The sequence below is a fragment of the Janthinobacterium rivuli genome, from assembly GCF_009208735.1.
Lineage (GTDB): Bacteria > Pseudomonadota > Gammaproteobacteria > Burkholderiales > Burkholderiaceae_D > Janthinobacterium.
The window spans coordinates 204275-223945 of record NZ_WFLJ01000001.1 but is presented as its reverse complement, the minus strand read 5'-3'; the positions used below and the strand labels follow the sequence as shown (position 1 = coordinate 223945).

The following is a 19671-nucleotide window of genomic DNA, read 5'->3' as shown; positions in this document are numbered from 1 at the left end:
CGATCGCGAAAACAGGTTACAGTAGCTATGACGCATCTTTCTTTCTTTGAAAGGTGTGAGAGCACTTGAAATCAAGCGAGTCGCCTCCAATTCTTACACAACAACATAAACAACGGAGCTGTTATGAGCAACAAAGGGCAACTGTTACAAGACCCATTCCTCAATGCATTACGCAAAGAGCATGTTCCTGTCTCGATCTACCTGGTCAATGGCATTAAATTGCAGGGCCATATCGAATCGTTCGATCAATATGTCGTATTGCTGCGCAATACGGTGACACAGATGGTGTACAAGCATGCCATCTCGACAGTGGTGCCGGCCCGTGCCGTCAATCTCAATATTGAATCTGAAGCGGAGTAAAGCGTTGAGCTTGACGGCCCAGCGCCTTTCACCCTCCATCGCCCCCGTCCGCGCCAGCGGCGCTGATGCGTTTGCATCGGCGTCGGCGTCCGCCGCAACTCATCAGATGCCATCATGCGCGCGGCACTAGTCGGGGTTGACTTCGGTCACAGCGACTTCGCCGCCAGCATGGAGGAACTCATGCTGTTGTCGCGTTCGGCTGGCGCCGACCCGATTTCCACCATCACGGCCAAGCGTTCCAGTCCCGATTCCGCCTATTTCGTCGGCAGCGGCAAGGCCGATGAAATTGGCGACGTCGTCGTCAACGATGGCCTGGAAATCGTCATCTTCAACCATGCCCTCTCGCCTGCCCAGCAGCGCAATCTGGAAAAGCGTCTGAATGTGCGCGTGCTCGACCGTACCAGCCTGATCCTCGACATCTTCGCGCAACGCGCCAAGAGCCACGAGGGCAAGCTGCAAGTCGAGCTGGCCCAGCTGCAGCATCTGGCCACGCGCCTGATCCGCGGCTGGACCCACCTGGAACGGCAAAAGGGCGGTATCGGCTTGCGCGGTCCCGGCGAGACGCAGCTCGAGACCGACCGCCGGCTGATCGGCGACCGTGTCAAGGCCTTGCGCGCGCGCCTGGAAAAGCTGCACAAGCAGCGCGAAACGCAGCGCCGCGCGCGCGGCCGCAATCACACATTCTCGGTGTCCCTGGTCGGCTATACCAATGCCGGCAAGTCGACCCTGTTCAATGCCGTGACCAAGGCCGGCGTGTATGTCGCCGACCAGTTGTTCGCCACCCTCGACACCACCTCGCGCCGGGTTTACCTGGGCCAGGACGTGGGCAACGTGGTGATCTCCGACACGGTCGGCTTCGTGCGCGAATTGCCGCATCAGCTGGTGGCGGCTTTCCGCGCCACGCTCGAAGAGACCATCCATGCCGATCTGCTGCTGCACGTCGTCGACGCCGCGTCGCCGGTGCGCATGGAGCAGATCGAGCAGGTCAACCTGGTCTTGAAAGAGATCGGCGCCGATCATATTCCGCAGATCCTCGTGTGGAACAAGATCGATGCGGCCGGGCTGGAGCCCTCGGTGGAACGCGACGAATATGCTACGATCAGTCGCGTGTTCGTCAGTGCGCAGAAGGGCAGCGGGCTTGACCTGCTGCGCGATGCGATTGTCGAGATGGCCAGGAAGGCGCCCGGTTCGGCCCACCTGTATCAGAACGACGAAGCACGGCAGGAAGATCAGTTGGACGGTCAGTACGACCAGCACGATGGCGCCGCCCCGGACCAGGACGAAGAGCCTGGCGAGGACGATACGATTTCCACCCACTCCCAAGTCGGAACACGATAGTTATGCTTGTCTCCCTACTCAAAAAAACAGGCTTGAAGTTGTCCCTGAACGATCCCCGCTGGGGCAATCGCAAGGACGACGGCAAGAAAGCCCAAGAAGGCAAAAAGCCCGGCGAAGGTCCGCCGGACCTCGATCAGTTGTGGCGCGATTTCAATCAGCGCCTGAACGCTTTTTTCGGACAGAAGAACCGTCCCGACAACGGCGGCAATAACAACGGTGGTGGCGGTGGCCCGCGTCCCGACATGAAGGGCGCCGGCATCACGGCCGGCGTGGTCGGCGTGATCGCCGTCTTCATCTGGCTCGCCAGCGGCGCCTTCATCGTGCAAGAGGGGCAGAGCGGCGTCGTGCTGACGTTCGGCAAGTTTACGCGCACCGCGCCGGCCGGTTTCAACTGGCGCTGGCCGTACCCGTTCCAGACCGACGAAACCGTCAACGTGTCGCAGGTGCGCACGGTGGAAGTGGGTTACCGCACTTCCTTGCGCAACAAGCAGGCCAGCGAGTCGCTGATGCTGACGGACGATGAAAACATCATCGATATCCAGTTCGCGGTGCAATACACCCTGAAAGACCCGGGCGAGTGGCTGTTCAACGTGCGCGACCAGGAAGACACCTTGCGCCAGGTCGCCGAGACGGCGATCCGCGAGGTGGTCGGCCGCAGCAAGATGGATTTCGTGCTGTATGAAGGACGCGAGAAGGTCGCCTTCGAAACGCAGCAGCTGATGCAGCAGATTCTCGACCGCTACAAGGTCGGCGTCTTCATCAACAACGTGACGATGCAGGCCGTGCAGCCGCCGGAGCAGGTGCAAGCCGCCTTCGACGATGCCGTCAAGGCTGGCCAGGATCGCGAGCGCCAGAAGAATGAAGGCCAGGCTTACGCCAATGACGTCATTCCTAAGGCCCGTGGTGCCGCATTCCGCCTGATCCAGGAAGCCGAGGCTTATCGTTCCATGGTGACCGAGAATGCCGAAGGTAATGCGTCGCGCTTCAAGCAGGTGCTGGTCGAGTACCAGAAGGCGCCGGCCGTCACGCGCGACCGCATGTATCTGGAAACGATGCAGCAAGTGTTCAGCAGTGCCAGCAAGGTCATGGTCGACGCCAAGACGGGCAGCAATCTGCTGTACCTGCCGCTCGACAAGCTGATCGCCCAGACGGCTGCCACCGATGCCGCCGCTGCCGCCGCCCGTGCTGCCGCGACACCCGCAGCCAACACCGTTTTGCCACAGGAAGCCATGCCGACAGTAGAAGTCAATACGCGCCGCGACAGCCGTTCTTCGCGTGAACGGGAGAGCCGCTAATGAATCGTATCGTCGCCGCCCTGATCGCGGGCTTTATCGCGATCATGCTGCTGTCCTCGACCGTGTTCGTCGTCGATCAGCGTAAGTACGCCATCGTCTTCGCCCTCGGCGAGGTCAAGGAAGTCATTAGCGAGCCAGGCTTGTACTTCAAGCTGCCGCCGCCGTTCCAGAACGTGATGTACCTGGACAAGCGTGTGCTGACCATCGACACGCCGGAGCCGGAACGCTTCATCACGGCCGAGAAGAAGAACATCCTCGTCGACGCTTTCGTCAAATGGCGCATCTCCGATCCGAAACTGTATTTCCGCAGTTTCGGCGGCGATGAAAGCCGTGCCCGCAACCGCATGTCGCAAATCGTCAAGGCGGCGCTGAACGATGAAATCACCAAGCGCACCGTGCGCGAAGTGATCTCGGGCCAGCGCGGCAAGGTGATGGAAGCGATCCTGGCGAAGGTGTCGGCCGAAGCCAAGTCCATCGGCGTGGGCATCGTCGACGTGCGCCTGAAACGCGTCGACTACGTCGAGCAGATCAACAACTCCGTGTACGACCGCATGAAGTCCGAGCGCGTGCGCGTGGCCAATGAGCTGCGTTCGACCGGTTCGGCCGATTCCGAGAAAATCCGCGCCGACGCCGACAAGCAGCGCACGGTGATCCTGGCCGAAGCGTATCGCGAAGCCGAGAAGGTCCGCGGCGAGGGCGATGCCAAGGCGTCGCAGGTCTATGCGGAAGCGTTTGGCAAGAATCCGGAGTTCTACAAGTTTTACCGTAGCCTGGAAGCCTACCGCGCCACGTTCAAGGACAAGGGCGACGTGATGGTGGTCGATCCGAGTTCGGAATTCTTCAAGTACTTCAAGGGTAACGGCACGGCCGCTCCATCCAAGAAGTAAGGCAGCATACAGACCGCCCCGCCGCAAGGACGGGGGCGGCAGCGGCGGGGCCGGCGTCAATGCCGGCCCCGTTTTTTTGTGTCCGGCATGCTGTTGCGGGAAGGCGTAAAATGCGGTGTTTTTAGGGCTGTGCGGCAGCGATTCGGACAACTTATCCCTAAAGGCCCGGGTTTTCGCGTAAAATATCAGGTTCGGCCTCTTGCCTGGCGCGCCCGCCGCTGCCTCGCATGATGCATTTTTTCAACTTTCTTCCGTATCTCGCTCCCTCATGCCGAATTGGCTTTTGCCCGAAAATATTGCCGATGTTCTGCCGTCGGAAGCGCGCAAGATCGAAGAGCTGCGCCGCCTCATGCTGGATAATTTCCGTCTGTACGGATATGAACTGGTGATGCCGCCGCTGCTCGAGTATCTGGAATCGCTGATGACTGGCGCTGGCAAGGATACCGACCTGCGCACGTTCAAACTGGTCGACCAGCTGTCGGGCCGCATGCTCGGCCTGCGCGCCGACATGACGACGCAAGTGGCGCGCATCGACGCGCACCTGCTCAACCGTGCCACCGTCACCCGCCTGTGCTATGCCGGCAGCGTGCTGCATACCCGTCCGTCGGGTCTGCACGCCACCCGCGAGCCGCTGCAGATCGGCGCCGAAATCTATGGCCACGCCGGCCTGGAAGCGGACGCCGAGATCCAGGAACTGGCGCTCGCCTCGCTGGCACTGGCCGGGTTCGACGCGGTCCGCCTGGACTTGTCGCACGTCGGCCTGTTGCGCGCTATCATTGCGCAAGACGCAAACGCCGTGCGCGACGAAGCTGCGCTGTACACCTTGCTGCGCGCGAAAGATGCGCCGGGCCTGCGCGCGCTGACCGCCGGCTATGACGCCGTGACGCGCGACGCGCTGCTGGCCTTGCCGAACCTGTATGGCGACATCGACGTGCTGGCGCGTGCGCGCGAAGTGCTGCCGCCGCTGCCGGGCGTCCTGAAGGCGCTGGCCGAACTGGCCGCGCTGGCGGGCTCCGCCCTGGGCCGCGCCGAAGTGGCGATCGACCTGGCCGATCTGCGCGGCTACCAATATGAAAGTGGCGCGATGTTTGCGCTGTATGTACCAGGCTTGCCGAACGCGGTTGCGCGCGGCGGCCGTTATGACCACGTCGGCGAAGCGTTCGGCCGGGCACGTCCCGCGACCGGCTTCTCGCTCGATTTGCGCGAACTGGCGCGCCTGTTGCCGACCGCGGAACGGAAGCATTCGATCCGCGCGCCGTGGGGCAGCGCGCCAGAATTGAAGGAAAAAATCGCCGAGTTGCGCAAGGCGGGCGAGGTCGTGATCCAGAGCATGCCGGGTCACAGTAATGAACAAGACGAGTTCGAGTGCGATCGCGTGCTGGTACTTGCCGATAATGGTAGTAGCTGGATTCTTAAAAACTTAGGTTGAGTGATGTCAAAGAAAATTATGGCAAAGAACGTTGTTGTCATCGGCACCCAATGGGGCGATGAAGGTAAAGGCAAGATCGTCGACTGGTTGACCGATCACGCCCAGGGTGTGGTGCGCTTCCAGGGCGGCCACAATGCAGGCCACACGCTGGTCATCGGCGGCGTCAAAACCGCGCTGCAGCTGATCCCGTCGGGCATCATGCGTCCAGGCGTCGCCTGCTACATCGGCAACGGCGTGGTCGTTTCCGTGCCGGACGTGCTGCGTGAAATCGACAAGCTCGAAGCCGTCGGCGTCGAAGTCGCCTCGCGCCTGAAAGTGTCGGACGCGGCGCCCGTGATCCTGCCTTACCACACCGCCATCGACCTGGCGCGTGAAGCCAAGCGTGGCGATGCGAAGATCGGCACCACCGGCAAGGGCATCGGCCCGGCCTACGAAGACAAAGTGGCGCGCCGCGCGATCCGTATCGCCGATCTGCTGAACGAGAAGCGCTTCGCCGAAAAGCTGGCCGAAAACCTCGATTACCACAACTTCGTGCTGGAAAACTACCTGAAAGCGCCGAAAGTCGACTATCAGAAGACCCTCGACGACGCGCTGGCCTACGTGCCGCGCCTGCGTCCGATGGTCACCGACGTGTCGAGCGCGCTGTACAAGGCGCACAAGGCCGGCGCCAACCTGCTGTTCGAAGGCGCGCAGGGTTCCCTGCTGGACGTCGACCACGGCACCTATCCGTTCGTCACCTCGTCGAACTGCGTGGCCGGCAATGCCGCCGCCGGTTCGGGCGTGGGCCCAGGCATGCTGCACTACATCATGGGCATCACCAAGGCTTACACGACGCGCGTCGGTTCCGGCCCGTTCCCTTCGGAACTGCCAACGGATGCGGGCGTCGGCCATCACCTGGCGCAAGTCGGCCATGAATTCGGCACCGTGACGGGCCGTGCCCGCCGCTGCGGCTGGTTCGACGCCGCCTTGCTGCGCCGTTCCGTGCAGATCAACGGCGTGACGGGCATGTGCCTGACCAAGCTGGACGTGCTGGACGGTATCGACACCTTGAAACTGTGCACCGGCTACACCATCGACGGCGTGGCCACGGACATCTTCCCATCGGGCGCCGAAGAAGCCGCCCGTTGCGTACCGGTGTACGAAGAGATGCCAGGCTGGACGGAAAGCACGGTCGGCGCGAAATCGCTGGCTGCCCTGCCGGCAACGGCCCGCGCTTACATCAAGCGCATCGAAGAACTGGTCGGCGTGCCGGTGGACATGGTTTCGACCGGTCCGGATCGTGAAGAAACGATCGTGCTGCGCCACCCATTCGAGTAAGCTGCTGGACACAATCCGCCGCAAGGCGGATTTTTTTAATCACGCTAATAATAAGATTCCACTATCATGACTACCCCACAATCGAACGATCAACATCTCTGGGTCAACTGGGAAGAATACCACCGCCTGATCGAGCGCCTGGCGCTCAAGGTCTACGAATCGGGCTGGAAATTCGACCAGGTATTGTGCCTGGCGCGCGGCGGCGTGCGTCCCGGCGACGTATTCTCGCGCATTTTCGATTTGCCGCTGGCCATCCTGTCGACCAGCTCCTACCGCGAAGACGCGGGCACGGTGCGCGGCGACCTCGATATCGCCAAGTACATGACCATGACCAAGGGTCCGCTGGCCGGGCGCATCCTGCTGGTCGACGACCTGGCCGATTCCGGCGTCACGCTGGACAAGGTCACGCGTCACCTGAAGGAAAACTTCCCTGACGTGACCGAAGTCAAATCGGCCGTGATCTGGCTGAAAGGCTGCTCCGTTGTGCGTCCCGACTACTTCCTCGACGAACTGCCGCACAATCCGTGGATCCACCAGCCGTTCGAAGACTACGACGGCCTGCGCCCGCACCAGCTGGCGGCGTGGATCAAGAAGGGCGAAGCAGGCAAGTAATTTTGCGTGCACTCTTGCTAAAAAAAGACGATCGTGTATCGTCTTTTTTTTCGACCAAGGAAATGCGATGACCATACTGACGACGGCGCGCCTGCGCCTGGAACCGATCACCGAGCAGCACTACGAGCGCATGCGCACGCTCAACACCGACCCCGAGGTGATGACCTATCTGAACGCGGGCCAGCCAGAGACGGAAGAGGTGACGCGCGCGGCCATCGCGCGCACCATGGGCCGCTGGGCCGAGTGGGGTTATTCGTGGTGGGCGATGATACGCCTCGATGATGGCGCGCTGGTGGGCATGGCGTGCCTGCAGCATCTCTCCGGCGACCGTGCCAATCCCCTTGAAATCGGCTGGCGCCTGGCGCGCACCAGCTGGGGCCAGGGGTACGCCAGCGAAGCGGCGCAAGCCATCGTCGCGCATGCGTTCAATGTGGTCGGCGCGCCCGAAGTGGTGGCCGTGGCCCATCCGGACAACGCCGCCTCGATCAAGGTCATGACGCGCCTGGGCATGCAGTACGTGGGCATGGAGCGCCATTACGACCTCGATAGCGTCGTGTACCGGCTGGCGCGCCCATGACGGCAAGGCCCAAGCCCCTGAAACTGGGCTGCAGCTACGGCGTGTGCTTTTCGCCGGATGGCACGCGCCTGGCCGTGCTGGGACGCGACCTGGTCCTGTGGGACGTGGCGGTGCGTCAGAAGCTGTGGCGCGGCAAGTTCATCGCGCACATGTCGGACATGGCCTTTTCGCCCGACGGCAGCCGCCTGGCCATCAAGAGCACGACGGGCCAGATGGCCGTGGTGGATGCCGAGGCGGGCCAGCTGCTGCTGAACTTCCAGAACAAGAAGGAGGGCGAAGGCTGTGGTCCCGTGTGGTCGCCGTGCGGCCGGTATCTGGCCGACGGCGGCTGGGATGGCAGCCTGCGGCTGCGCGACGCGCAAACGGGCGAGGTGCTCTTCACGCAGGCGCATGCGGGCGAAATGCTGCGCGATATCTGCGCCATCGATGGCGGGCGGCGCTTGCTGGTCCAGCATGGCGTCAAGTCGGTGGACGAGGGGCAGGTGCAGCCGCCCGACTATTGCAGCGTGTGGGACTGGCCGCTGAAGGCGGGGGGCGGCCGCGTGGTGCTGTCGCTGCCAGGCTGGAAGTCCTGCGCGACATCGCCGGACGGCGAGCGCCTGGCCGTGCTGCACCACGCTGGCGGCGACGAATACCTGTCCGTGCATGCGATCGACGATGGCCGCGTGCTGGCCACGGTGCCGGTGGAGGAGGGCGGCGGCACGGGCGATGCCTTGCGCTGGCTGCCTGACGGCAGTGCGCTGGGGCGCATCGGCAAGGGCAAGCTGCTGTTTTACGCCTGGCCTGGCCTCGGTGTGCTGGCGCAGGAAGACGTCAAGTATCCCTGCGCGCTGGACTTTTTGCCTGCTTCGCCATTGGCCGCCATCGGCTCGTGGGAAGCTGGCATGCTGATGGAGTTGAACCTTCACAAGGAAACCGCATGATCACCTGTTATTTGCGTTACATCATCGACCCGTACAAACTGCAGGAATTCGAAGCCTACGGCAAGCTGTGGATACCGCTGGTCGAACGTTTCGGCGGCCAGCACCACGGTTATTTTTTACCGTCCGAAGGCGCCAGCAACGTCGCGCTGGCCATGTTCTCGTTTCCCAGCCTGGCCCTGTACGAGCAGTACCGCATCGATTCGATGCTGGACGCCGACTGCCAGGCCGCCTTCCGCTACGCCGAGGAGACGCGCTGCATCGTCAGCTACGAGCGCAGCTTTTTCCGGCCCGTGTTTGGCTGAACGGCGTCAATCGCGCTGCGGCGCGCCCAGGGGAAAGAGGTGGCGGTACGGACGTGCCTCTTCCACCGCGCGGGCGAACGATGGGCGGGCCAGCAGGCGCGCGCGATACGCGCGCAGCAGGGGCAGCGTTGCGGGAATCGGCTGCGTCCAATCCGCGTAGAACAGCGAGGGAGCGGCGGCGCAGTCGGCCAGGCTGAAGTGTTCGCCGGCGGCCCACGTCTTGCCTGCCAGATGGGCTTCCAGCCAGGCGTAGGCGAGGTCCAGCTTTTCGCCGGCAAACGCGCGGCCTTCCCGTGTTTTCGCCGGGTCGCCGCTCAGGGCGGCGCCGACGGCATGCTGCACGGGCGACATGACGTGCAGGTCGAAATAGCGGTCGAGAAAACGCACTTCCAGCGCTTGCATCGGGTCGTCCGGCAGCAGGCGCAGCGGGCCGGGATGGGCCAGTTGCAGGTATTCGATGATGATGCTGGTCTCGGCGACGTTGCGCTCCCCGTCCACCAGCAGCGGAAACTTGCGCAGCGGCCAGCGCTCCAGCCACTGCTGCAGGTGCTGCGGCATGTCCGGCGCCAGGGTGCGGAAGTCGAACGGCAGGGCGTTTTCGTACAGGGCGATGAGCACCTTTTGCGTGTACGAGGAAAAGGGATGGCCGTAGAGGATCAGCGACACGGTGGGATCTCCAGTGCAAGGTTGGCAACACGGGCGTGTGGCAAGGATAGTGCCATGACAGGTTCAATGCAAGCGGTCCGGGCCGTTCGTGCGCCGCCGTTCCCGCCTGCATCCGTGGCTCGCCTGCCTAGCCGAGGTTCGCCAGATAGCGCAATCCCGTGATGCTGGGGAAGAAGCAATACACGCCGCCACGCGTGATGACGCTGCGCGAGAAATGCTGCAGTTTCGTATTGCCGCTGCCCTTGGCGCCAACGCCGGGCAGGGTGAAGGAACTGACGGCCGGGTCATTGATGCCCAGGAACACGTCCTGGCCGCTGATGTTGAGCGTGGCATTGCCCGCTTCGGGACCGGCCGGGCCGACGGCCGATTTGACGAAGGTATCGTCATCGTTCCATTGCTGCATCAGGAATTCGAACTGATTGCGCAGGTTGGCATTGATGAAATAGCCGACCAGACCGCGCCGTTCCGTCGCCGGCGCGGCGGGATCGTATTCGCTGCCGTAGGGCATGGCGCGCCGCACGATGCGGTGGTGGCGGGCGGAAGTGCCCACGACGCCTTCGTCGCGCGGATTGTTGCGGCGGATATGCGCGCCGATCGGACATTTCAGGCCCAAGGTGTCGTCCTGTTCCGGCTGGGCATCGACATAGTGAAAGCGGTTCAGGCTGGCGTCCGGCAGCACGGGGCCGGCTTCGTCCGGGCTGAGCACGAGCGGGTTGCCGTTGCGCCAGCGCCCGCACATCTTGGCGGCCACCATCTCGGTGGACAGGCCGGAACTGGCCGCGCCCTGGCTCAGGATGGTGTCGAACAGGGCCACGTCCTGCTCCAGGATGCGGAAGGCGGCATAGCTGCCATTGGTGGACAGTTGCGGCGGCTGCACCTGGTAAATGCCGCCGTTTTCATTCTCGTAGCCGAGCAGGAATTCCCCCGTCTTGACGCTGTTGAGCGGGTCAGGTTCGTACTCGTGCTTGCGCGGCGGGGCGCCATCGACGTCCGGCTGGGCGATGTTGTCGCGGTAGCCGAAATGCACGCGGTTGCCTGGCAAGGCCACGCCGTCGTGCGCATACAGTTCACGCCAGCCGGCGGAAAAGGCGCGGCGTAGCTTGGCCGACGTCGCCTCCAGAACTTCCTCCGATTCGCTGACCCATAGGCTCAGCAGCGCATGCACCTGGCGATCCTCGGTGGCCTGTCCCAGGTTGCCGAGCCAGTGTGCGGGGGCGCTGTCGCCCACGTCGCCGACGGCCGCGACGCTGAGCGGGTCGGCGGCGCCCCGCTGGAAGGCCTGGTCGAAGGTGGCCAGGTCGGCTGCGTTCACCCCCAGTGCGGACAGGCCGGGCGCGGTAAAACTGAGATTCAGGAAGCAGGGCGGCTTGGGATGGATATGGCGCGCCGTGGTAATCGACGGCAGTCCGTCGCTGCCGTCGAGCAGGGCCGCGATGGTGCGCCGTGCCTGCGCCGCGTCCGCGATGCTGAAGATGAAATGACGCGCCAGGTTGACGCGGTAGCCGCGCAGGATCGTGCCTTGCACGTCGTCGTAATCGATGGGGGAATCGGCCATGCTGTCTCTCCGGGGGCTGGGGGGTGTGGCTGACAGGGTGGCGGGGCCGCTTGCGCGGCCCCGGCGTGGCGTGCGGTTCAGGCTCAGACTGAGGCGAGGATTTGCTGGACGGTCTGCGGATAGGCGCTATACAGGCCGGTATTGGGCAAGTGCTGCGCGGCGTCGTTGGCGGTGATGAAGGCTTCAAACGCGGCCACATGGTTGGCAACGGGCATCAGTGCCTTGCCGCCCACGACAAACTGCAGCAGCGCGTCGAATACTTCGCCCAACTGTGCCACGAAATCCTCGATGTAGCTGTTGAAGCTGCCGTCATACTCGGTGATCACGCCGATGATCAGGGTATCGGAAGCACCCATCGAGCCAAGGTTGGGCAGCAGATTGGGCTGGGAGCGGTCAAGCAGGGTGAAGCGGGCAAAGTGCACGGTACCGATATCGGTGAGGGCGGCATTGATCTTCGCCTGGTATTCCAGCAACGTTGCGGCGATGGCGGTCGGATTGGTGCCGGGCAGTACCGGCATCATTAAGCACAGTGGATTTGCCATGGGAGGCTCCTCATTACGTGGTTGTCGGGACGACCGACACTACGCCGCGGCGCCCATTGCGTCAAAAACTATATTTTCGAATTTGTTGTTAAATACACACTATTGCAACATGATAGTTGAGGCGAAATGCGGTCTCATGTGGATAGTTGCCGGCGCTGCTCGGCGCCGGCGGACACTCTGCCGCCAGGCTGTTCCGGCCTGTTTCGGGAAGCGCAAGGGGCGCCGTTGGCGGCGCCGGATTCTGGCGGGATTATTTCTGCAAGATGGGACGGCTGCCAGGTTGCCATGCACCGCTGCACCGAGGAGACGCGCTGCCTCGCCCGCTGTTAAAACCGGATGGGGCAAGGCGCCGCGGTCCCTTCGCCAAAACCGGCATAGCCGGACCTGGCGCTGAGGTTCAAGGTCATGTTGCCTTTGTCTGGCATATAGATGCAGTATTCGCCCGTTGCCGTAATGACGCGGTAGATGCGCTTCGGGTCGTTTGGCGCGCTGAACAGCTCGATGCGGGCCGCTTCGAACCACTTTGGCTTGACCGCCGCGTGCGCTTCCGCAAAGCCCTTTGCCAGGCGCGTCTGCGGCGTATCGGGCGGCGCCACGAACTCCTGCGGATGCTCGGCGCGCAGTTGGCGGTCGATGGCGCCGGCGGCCTGCAGCGCCTGTTGCGCCAGGGTGAGGGGGCTGGCCCTGGGGGCGACAGGCAGCGGATCTGCCGGCGGGGCATCGTCTGGCGGCCGGTTTTGCGTCGATGCTTGCGCCGCCGATGCCCTCGTGTCGGCGGGGACGGTTCGGATTGCTGGCGGACGTGCGGGCGCCGGATCGGGCTTGGCGGGTGGAATGAACCTTTGCATTGGCGGCAGTGACGGCATCAGCTGCAGCCAGACTCGGTCATCGTGCTCGCTTCTTGTGTGGACTGGCCGCGTGGCGGCCCAGAGCAGGGCCAGGTGCAGCAGGACAATGGCGGCGACGTACGGGCCCTGAGGGCGCCGGCCGAGAGAAAAATCCTGCTCCTGTCGTGCAATGTCGATGCGCATCGGTGTCACGTCTGCTGTGATGAAGGTGGCACCAGTATGCAAATTTGCAACAGCGCTGTAAACAGGTTTCGGGCAGAACGCGGATGGTGCTCCCCAGGGTACTGAAAAATGCGCCTGCGCGATGATTTTGTTCGGCCGCCACGCCTCAATCCTCGGCCTGGAATTCGCTGGCCGAGACGAACAGGTCCCACGAGGCGATGAACAGGGCCGCCACCACGGGGCCGATGACGAAGCCGTTCAGGCCGAACAGGGCCATGCCGCCCACGGTCGACAGCAGCACCACGTAGTCGGGCATCTTGGTGTCCTTGCCCACCAGGATGGGGCGCAGCACGTTGTCGACCAGGCCGATGACGAAGACGCCGAAGGCGGCCAGGCCCGCGCCTTGCCAGATGGCGCCCGTGGCCAGGAAGTAGACGGCCACGGGCGCCCAGACGAGGGCGGCGCCGACGGCCGGCAGCAGCGACAGGAAGGCCATCAGCACCGCCCACAGCAGGGGGGCGGGCACGTCGAGGAACCAGAACGCCAGGCCGCCGAGGGCGCCCTGGGCAATCGCCACGAGGATGTTGCCCTTCACGGTGGCGCGGATCACCGTGGTGAAATTGGTGAACAGGCGCTGCTTGTATTTGCGGCTCAGCGGCACGGCGCCCTTGATGCGGCCCGACAGGGCGGAGCCATCGCGCATGAGGAAAAACAGCAAGTACAGCATGATGCACAGGCTGGTGAGGAATTCGAAGGTGTACAAGCCCACATTGATGGCTTTCACCGCCACCACCTGGCTCACCTGCGTGGCGCCCTCGGCCAGCTTGTCCTGCAGGCTGGCCAGGCTGGTCAGGTGGAAGCGCTCGAGCAAGTTGATCAGCCATTGCGGCAGCACCGCCATGATTTTATCGAAGAACATGGCGACCGTGATTTCGCCCGAACGCACCATCTCCACGACGCTGGCCGCCTGGTTCACCAGCGACACGGAAATGAGCGACAGCGGCAGGATCACGATGACGACGATGAGCAGCAAGGTCAGCACCGATGCCAGGCCGGCGCGGCCCCCGGTTTTCCGCAGCAGCCAGCGGTACACGGGCGCGAACAGGATCGCCAGGATGACGCCCCAGAAGATGGCGCCCGCATACGGCGCCAGTATCCATCCGAAGCCGATGGTGACGACGCTCAGGAGGAGCAGGAACACTTTCTGGTGCAGCGTGAGGGTAAGCATGAGAGGCGCAATGATCAGGGTTGAGTTGTCCCATCATAAGCGAGGCGCGGCGCGGCGCGCCATACAATTGTTGCGCTGCGTGCGCGAGCGCACCCGGCGCCGGCGGGCAGGCAGCGCGGTGGCGGCAATTCCAGTAAGCTGTCGTTCCAGGCGTTCCATCCCGGGCGCCGTTGACCTCTTTTGACTTCAGGAACGCGCGTGCTTGACCCCATTCACTTTTATGAACCTGCACAGGGCCATGGCCTGCCGCATGACCCGTTCAACGCGATTGTCGGACCGCGTCCGATCGGCTGGATCGCTTCGCGCAGCGGCGAAGGCGTGCTCAATCTGGCGCCGTACAGCTTTTTCAACGCCTTCAATTACCATCCGCCGCTGATCGGTTTTTCCAGCATCGGCCGCAAGGATACCTTGCGCAATATCGAGCAGACGGGCGAATTCGTGTGGAACCTGGCGACGCGTCCGCTGGCCGAGGCGATGAATGCCAGCTGCGCGCCGGCGCCGCCCGAGGTCGACGAATTCGCGCTGGCCGGCCTGACGCCGGCCGCCTCGCGCATCGTCAGCGTGCCGCGCGTGGCCGAAAGCCCCGTGTCCTTCGAATGCCGGCGCACGCAGATCATCGAGCTGCAAGGCGTCAATGGCGATGGCGTCGGCAGCTGGCTGGTGCTGGGCGAAGTGGTGGGCGTGCACATCGCGTGCCACCTGCTGACCGATGGCGTGTACGACACGGCGGCCGCCGCGCCGATATTGCGCGGCGGCGGGCCGGCCGATTATTTTGAGATCGGGCCGGACAGCCTGTTCCACATGCGCCGGCCCGCCTGGCCATGACGCGATGTCCGTCCAGGCCGGACTGGCTTACGCCGGGACGGGATGGCGCTCCCTGACGATGCCGCGATAGATCAGCCACGTCGCCAGCAGGCTGATGGCGCCGGCGCCCGCCATCCAGTAGCCTGGCGCCGCCTTGTCGCCGGTGCTCTCGATCAGCCAGGTCGATACCAGCGGCGTCATGCCGCCGAACAGCGCGGTGGCCAGACTGTAGGCCAGCGAAAACCCCGTGGTCCTGACGCTGGCCGGGATGATTTCCGTCAGCGCGACGATGGTGGCCCCGTTGTAGCTGCCGTACAGGAAGGACAGCCACAGCTCCACCATGAGCATGTGGTCGAAACTGGGATGCGAGACCAGCCAGGACAATGCCGGATACGCGGTCAGCACCGTCAGCGCCGAGCACACGGCCATGATGGGCCAGCGCCCGATCCGGTCGGACAGCGCGCCCATGACGGGCAGCCAGATGAAGTTCGACAAGCCGATGCACAAGGTGACGAGCAGGCTTTCCTCGGTGCTCAGCTTGAGCACGTTCTTGCCGAAGGTCGGCGTATAGACGGTGATCAGGTAGAACGCGACCGTCGTCAGCACGATCAGCATCGTTCCGGCGACCACCAGCGGCCAGTTGCGGGTGATCGTCCTGAGCATTTGCCGGAACGTGGGATGGGACTTGCGCGACAGGTAGGCCTCGGTCTCCTGCAGCGAACGGCGGATGTAGAACACCACCGGGATGATGGAGCAGCCGATGAAGAACGGGATGCGCCAGCCCCAGTCCGCGATGAATTCCTTGCTCAGGGTCTCGTTGAGGAAGTAGCCGAGCGCGGCGGAAAAGATGATGGCGACCTGCTGGCTGGCCGATTGCCAGCTCACGTAATAGCCCTTGTTGCCGGGTGTCGCCATCTCGGACAGGTAGACGGACACGCCGCCCAGTTCCACGCCGGCGGAGAAGCCTTGCAGCAAGCGCCCGATCAGCACGAGGAACGGCGCCAGCAGGCCGATGGTGGCATAGCCGGGCACGAAGGCGATCAGCGCCGTGCCGGAAGCCATGATGGCCAGGGTGAGCACCAGGCCCTTGCGGCGGCCGATGCGGTCGATATAGCTGCCGAGGATGATGGCGCCCAGCGGCCGCATGAAGAATCCCGCGCCGAAGGTGGCGAACGTCATCATCAGGGCCGCGTATTCGCTGGTGGCGGGGAAGAAGGCCTTGGCAATATACGTCGCGTAAAAGCCGAACAGGAAAAAATCGTACATTTCGATGAAGTTCCCGCTCGTCACCCGGATGACGGTGGCGATGCGCGAGGGAGGGCGTACCTGCGCGCGCGGTGGTGCTGCCTCGGCGACGGGCGTGGCGGTGGATGGAATGGCCATGGTTTACCTCTTGATGAAAGATGAGTGACGTCGGCTAGTGCGTCGTTGGCGCCGATGCCGCTGCCGCTTCCAGCCCGGTCGCATCGATCGCGCCGGCGTTGGCGGGGGCGGCGAGGAAGCGCAGCAAGGCGCGGCCGGCTTCCGGCTGCTTGCCGCCCGGGACCAGCGCCGCCGAAAACTGCGTCATCCGCTGCACTTCCGGCGGCAGCAGGCCGACGATGACGATGCCCTCGACCGGCATCAGCTCGCTGCGCTGCTGGCAGCCAAAATCGGCTTCGCCGTGCGCGATGATTTCACCGACGGGGGTGGCGGGAATTTTGGCCGCCTTGCCCTGCATCTGTTGCTCGATGTGCAGTGTCTTCATCAGTTGCTTCTCGATGTATTCGCCGCTGGCGCTGTCCGAATAGGCCACCTTGTGCGCCTGCAGGAAAGCGCTGCGCAAGCCCTCGGTGGTGCTGATGTCGGGCTGTACCGCGCCGCGCCGCACGGCGCAGGCAATCGGCGAATTGGCCAGGACCACCTTGCTGCCGGGGACCAGGCGGCCTTCCTGCATCAGTTTGTCGAGCGCGTCGCCCACCATGATGACGACGTCGATCGGCTCGCCCCGTGCCAGGCGCGCCGGGATCGCATTCCTGGTCGTGCCCATCGACGGCCCCCATTCGGATACCAGATGGTCGCCGCTGGCGCGCTCGTAGGCGGGCGCCAGGTTCTTGTAGGCCTGGGCGAAACCGCCCGAGCTGACCACGCGGATGTCGGCGGCATGGGCCGCGCTCGCGGCGAGCAGCAGGAAGCCGGCCAGTAAGGGTGCGGCTCGCCGCACCAGGCTATGTTGTAGCATCGTTGTTTCTCCTGTCGTTAAAATGGGTGCATGAGGGCGCGCGTGGCGCTGCGTGCAGTTGACGTTCGGATGGGATGAGGCGTAGCGGGTCGCCAGTGGCTTGTGTTGTTGATGCCGCGGCGGATGGCGGGCATGGTGTCTCCGTTTTTTTTGGGGTGATGCCTTCTTGGCGAGGCTCAGCATTAAGACCCCATCATCGTTGAAATGGCATAATTTGATAATTGCAATTTTTCCAGGGATTAATGCATGTCACGCATCAATTACGACCTTCATGATTTGCGGGCCTTCGTGGCCGTGGCGGAGCGCAACAGCTTTCGCCAGGCCGCGGCCGACCTGTTCCTGTCGCAGCCGGCGCTCAGCCGCCGCATTGAAAAACTCGAGGATGCGCTGGGGGTCAAGCTGTTCGAGCGCACCACCCGGCGCGTGCAGCTGACCAACGTCGGGCAGGTGTTTTTGGTGAACGTACGCGATGCGCTCAATGGCCTCGAGGATGCCGTGCTGGGCGTCGCCGACCTCGCCGCGCACCGCACCGGGACGGTGACGTTCGCCTGCGTGCCTTCGGCCGTATGGCATTTCCTGCCGGACGTGCTCAAGCGCTTCAGCGCGCAGTTTCCGAAAATTCGCGTGCGCGTGCATGACGAAAGCGCGCAGGACGTGCTCAATCTGGTGCTGGCGGGCGAGGCGGACTTCGGCATCTGCTTTACCGGCGCGGAAAATCCGGAGATTCATTTCCAGCCCATCTATGTCGAGACCTACGTGCTGGCGATGCGGCACGATCACCGCCTGGCCAAGCGCAAGAAACTGAACTGGAAGGACACCGTCGACGAACGCTATATCTCGGTGGCCAAGTCGAGCGGCAACCGCAGCGTGCTTGACGCGGCGCTGGCCGGCGTGGAGAAGCACCCGTGGATCTCGTGCGAGATCAACCACGTGTCAGGCATCTTGGCGCTGGTGGAGTCGGGGCTGGGCGTGGCGGCCGTGCCGGGGCTGTCCATCTTGCCGGAGCGGCAAAGCACGGTGGTCGGCGTGCCGCTCGTCAATCCTGCCGTGAAGCGGACACTGGGCTTGATCAGCCGGCATCGGCACGCGATGCCGCCCGCGTCACGCACCCTGTTCGACATGATGAGCGCGAGCATCGTCAAGCAGGGGCGGCGGGCATGAGCGCAGTGCGGCGCGGTGAGCGCGCCGAAGCGCCGGGCTAGGCGACCATCGCCAGCTGCGAACGGCGATAGTCGAGCGGCGTGCTGCCCACCAGTTCCGTAAAGCTGCGGCTGAAATGGGCCTGGTCGAAGAAGCCCAGCGCATGCGCCAGGCTGGCCAGGTCGGGCGCATCGGCTTGCGCCAGGCGCCAGATCGCCTCTTGCAGGCGGTAGCGCTGGATCACCCACTTCGGCGGCACGCCCACGTAGTTGGCGAACAGGCGCTGCAGACGGCGTTCGCCGATGGCCATGTTTTCGCACAGCTGCGCCACGCTCGCCGGGCCATTATGGGCCGCCGCCGCGGCGGTCAGCCTGGCGGCCAGCAGCGCGGCCTCATCGACCTGCGGCAACCGTGCCAGCAGCAGCGCCTGCGCCTGCGCCACCATGGCCAGATCGTCGGACTGACCTAACACCCGCGCCTCGGCTTGCGCGGCCGGCATGCCCAGCAGCGCATCTGCCGCGATGGTCGTGTCGGTGAACGATGACAGTGGCTGCGTGATGAACGGGCGCAGGCCGCCCGGCGCGAAACGCACGCCCAACACCTTGCCCGCGCCGCTCAAGGGCCGGTCGAAGGTGCCGCGCACCACGCCATGGATGGCGCTGCGTCCAAGGTCGAATACCAGGTGGGCGTTCGGGTAGGGCAGCACGCGCTGCGTCTCCGGCGCGCAGCCCCGCCGGTCCCATTCCACGACCCAGAAGTACTCGACGAACGACGCCAGCGCGCCAGCCGGCGGATAGGTCGCCAGCCGTATGCGGCGCGCCGCCGCCCGCGGGTCGACGATGCCTTTCGGCGCCAGCCCGCGCGCGGCGAGCACATTGCGCGTGCTGTCGGATTTATCCAAGATTTGTCTCCTGTGCGGCTTTAAGATGGTCTTCTCGCATTGATGGAAAGGGAATCATGACATCACACAGCCTGGCTGGCCTGGTGCTGGCCGCATGTTGTCTATCGGTGGCGCCAGCCGGCGCCGCCTCGTCTATATCGACACAAGGAGATCATCGCATGCAAGCGCACGCCACGGGAACTTTCAGCATCAGCATGACGCCGTCCGCGGCACCGCAGCGCGCGGGGCGCACGACCTTGGGCAAGGTGCTGCTCGACAAAGTCTATGCCGGCGACCTGGTCGCCACGGCCAAGGGCGAGATGCTCAACGCCGTGACAGACACCCAAGGCGCGGCCGGCTATGTCGCCATGGAAGCCATCACGGGTGTGCTGCAGGGCAGGGAAGGCAGCTTCGTGGCGCAGCATGCCGGCACGATGGCCGATGGCAGGCAGGAGCTGAGCATCGTCATCGTGCCGCATTCCGGCACGGGGCAGCTGACGGGCATCAGCGGCACCTTGGCCATCCGCATCGTCAACGGCCAGCATTTCTACGACATCGACTATTCGCTGCCGGAGCCGTAGGCCA

The 19671-nt window shown here is 64.0% G+C and carries 21 protein-coding genes; 13 read left to right on the top strand and 8 right to left on the bottom strand.

What is annotated here, in order from left to right; genetic code table 11:
• Positions 1-123 precede the first annotated feature (123 nt).
• The 10 genes from hfq (at position 124) to GCN78_RS01050 (ending at position 9040) form a co-directional block, all read left to right on the top strand.
• Positions 124-360 (top strand): RNA chaperone Hfq, encoded by a 237-nt coding sequence (gene hfq, locus GCN78_RS01095; protein WP_008450615.1) that lies wholly within the window; start codon positions 124-126, stop codon positions 358-360.
• 114 nt (positions 361-474) lie between these two features.
• On the top strand, positions 475-1698 hold the full coding sequence (gene hflX, locus GCN78_RS01090; RefSeq protein WP_152250012.1) for a GTPase HflX: 1224 nt from the start codon (positions 475-477) through the stop codon (positions 1696-1698).
• Positions 1699-1700: 2 nt separating this feature from the next.
• The gene (gene hflK / locus GCN78_RS01085) at positions 1701-2993 is read left to right on the top strand and encodes an FtsH protease activity modulator HflK (protein WP_152250010.1); all 1293 of its coding nucleotides are present in this window, start codon (positions 1701-1703) and stop codon (positions 2991-2993) included.
• Positions 2993-3880, top strand: a complete 888-nt coding sequence (hflC, locus tag GCN78_RS01080; protein ID WP_152250008.1) for a protease modulator HflC — start codon at positions 2993-2995, stop codon at positions 3878-3880. Before hflK ends, hflC begins: the two co-directional genes overlap by 1 nt.
• A gap of 268 nt (positions 3881-4148) precedes the next feature.
• Complete coding sequence (locus GCN78_RS01075; protein WP_152250006.1) at positions 4149-5309, top strand: ATP phosphoribosyltransferase regulatory subunit; 1161 nt, start codon at positions 4149-4151, stop codon at positions 5307-5309.
• Between the two features lie 3 nt (positions 5310-5312).
• Positions 5313-6626, top strand: coding sequence for an adenylosuccinate synthase (locus GCN78_RS01070; RefSeq protein ID WP_100873861.1), 1314 nt, complete (start codon positions 5313-5315; stop codon positions 6624-6626).
• 66 nt (positions 6627-6692) lie between these two features.
• Positions 6693-7238, top strand: a complete 546-nt coding sequence (locus tag GCN78_RS01065) for a phosphoribosyltransferase (protein WP_034752020.1) — start codon at positions 6693-6695, stop codon at positions 7236-7238.
• A gap of 67 nt (positions 7239-7305) precedes the next feature.
• Positions 7306-7815, top strand: coding sequence for a GNAT family N-acetyltransferase (locus GCN78_RS01060; protein ID WP_152250004.1), 510 nt, complete (start codon positions 7306-7308; stop codon positions 7813-7815).
• Entirely contained in the window at positions 7812-8738 is a 927-nt protein-coding gene (locus GCN78_RS01055; RefSeq protein ID WP_152250002.1) for a WD40 repeat domain-containing protein, read from the top strand. Before GCN78_RS01060 ends, GCN78_RS01055 begins: the two co-directional genes overlap by 4 nt.
• Positions 8735-9040: an NIPSNAP family protein gene (locus tag GCN78_RS01050; RefSeq protein WP_152250000.1), complete on the top strand. Its 306-nt coding sequence runs from the start codon at positions 8735-8737 to the stop codon at positions 9038-9040. Before GCN78_RS01055 ends, GCN78_RS01050 begins: the two co-directional genes overlap by 4 nt.
• A gap of 6 nt (positions 9041-9046) precedes the next feature.
• Here the strand turns inward: GCN78_RS01050 and GCN78_RS01045 are convergent, their stop codons facing one another.
• From GCN78_RS01045 to GCN78_RS01025, 5 genes are all read right to left on the bottom strand, one after another.
• Complete coding sequence (locus tag GCN78_RS01045; protein ID WP_152249998.1) at positions 9047-9706, bottom strand: glutathione S-transferase family protein; 660 nt, start codon at positions 9704-9706, stop codon at positions 9047-9049.
• A gap of 127 nt (positions 9707-9833) precedes the next feature.
• On the bottom strand, positions 9834-11261 hold the full coding sequence (locus tag GCN78_RS01040; RefSeq protein ID WP_152249996.1) for a Dyp-type peroxidase: 1428 nt from the start codon (positions 11259-11261) through the stop codon (positions 9834-9836).
• Between the two features lie 83 nt (positions 11262-11344).
• Positions 11345-11803 carry a hypothetical protein gene (locus GCN78_RS01035; protein WP_152249994.1) on the bottom strand — a complete coding sequence of 153 codons (459 nt, stop codon included), beginning with the start codon at positions 11801-11803 and terminating at the stop codon, positions 11345-11347.
• Between the two features lie 326 nt (positions 11804-12129).
• The gene (locus tag GCN78_RS01030; protein WP_152249992.1) at positions 12130-12834 is read right to left on the bottom strand and encodes a hypothetical protein; all 705 of its coding nucleotides are present in this window, start codon (positions 12832-12834) and stop codon (positions 12130-12132) included.
• Between the two features lie 145 nt (positions 12835-12979).
• On the bottom strand, positions 12980-14041 hold the full coding sequence (locus GCN78_RS01025; RefSeq protein WP_152249990.1) for an AI-2E family transporter: 1062 nt from the start codon (positions 14039-14041) through the stop codon (positions 12980-12982).
• A 198-nt stretch (positions 14042-14239) separates the two neighbouring features.
• Between GCN78_RS01025 and GCN78_RS01020 the strand changes: the two genes are divergently transcribed.
• Entirely contained in the window at positions 14240-14866 is a 627-nt protein-coding gene (locus GCN78_RS01020; protein ID WP_152249988.1) for a flavin reductase family protein, read from the top strand.
• Positions 14867-14893: 27 nt separating this feature from the next.
• On the opposite strand, the gene tcuC is transcribed toward GCN78_RS01020, so the two are convergent.
• Both tcuC and GCN78_RS01010 read right to left on the bottom strand, forming a co-directional pair.
• Positions 14894-16228 (bottom strand): MFS transporter, encoded by a 1335-nt coding sequence (gene tcuC, locus GCN78_RS01015; protein WP_152249986.1) that lies wholly within the window; start codon positions 16226-16228, stop codon positions 14894-14896.
• Between the two features lie 34 nt (positions 16229-16262).
• On the bottom strand, positions 16263-17066 hold the full coding sequence (locus GCN78_RS01010; RefSeq protein ID WP_152249984.1) for a substrate-binding domain-containing protein: 804 nt from the start codon (positions 17064-17066) through the stop codon (positions 16263-16265).
• Positions 17067-17312: 246 nt separating this feature from the next.
• Here GCN78_RS01010 and GCN78_RS01005 point away from each other — a divergent pair, with 246 nt between their 5' ends.
• Entirely contained in the window at positions 17313-18227 is a 915-nt protein-coding gene (locus GCN78_RS01005) for a LysR family transcriptional regulator (RefSeq protein ID WP_152249983.1), read from the top strand.
• Between the two features lie 37 nt (positions 18228-18264).
• Here the strand turns inward: GCN78_RS01005 and GCN78_RS29855 are convergent, their stop codons facing one another.
• Positions 18265-19107: a helix-turn-helix domain-containing protein gene (locus tag GCN78_RS29855; RefSeq protein WP_152249982.1), complete on the bottom strand. Its 843-nt coding sequence runs from the start codon at positions 19105-19107 to the stop codon at positions 18265-18267.
• Positions 19108-19163: 56 nt separating this feature from the next.
• Here GCN78_RS29855 and GCN78_RS00995 point away from each other — a divergent pair, with 56 nt between their 5' ends.
• Positions 19164-19667, top strand: coding sequence for a DUF3224 domain-containing protein (locus GCN78_RS00995; protein WP_226939401.1), 504 nt, complete (start codon positions 19164-19166; stop codon positions 19665-19667).
• Positions 19668-19671: the final 4 nt, after the last annotated feature.